Here is a 213-nt window from a genome sequence, read left to right as displayed (position 1 = left end):
ATGGTGCCCAGAGACGGAATCGAACCGCCGACACGGGGATTTTCAATCCCCTGCTCTACCGACTGAGCTATCTGGGCTTAACGTGATCTTTTACCAAGAGCACATTCAAACTGCTTTCGAACTTATTGCTTGAAATATGGTGCCCAGAGACGGAATCGAACCGCCGACACGGGGATTTTCAATCCCCTGCTCTACCGACTGAGCTATCTGGGC

General features: G+C 51.6%; 2 tRNA genes. Both read right to left on the bottom strand.

Annotated features, from left to right (window positions below):
• Position 1 precedes the first annotated feature (1 nt).
• A tRNA-Phe gene (locus Q0753_RS16660) sits at positions 2–77 on the bottom strand.
• Between the two features lie 60 nt (positions 78–137).
• Positions 138–213, bottom strand: a tRNA-Phe gene (locus Q0753_RS16655).

This window comes from uncultured Oceanisphaera sp., assembly GCF_947495715.1.
Lineage (GTDB): Bacteria > Pseudomonadota > Gammaproteobacteria > Enterobacterales > Aeromonadaceae > Oceanimonas > Oceanimonas sediminis.
Note: the sequence above shows the minus strand (reverse complement) of the source record. Positions and strands in the feature narration are given on the sequence as shown.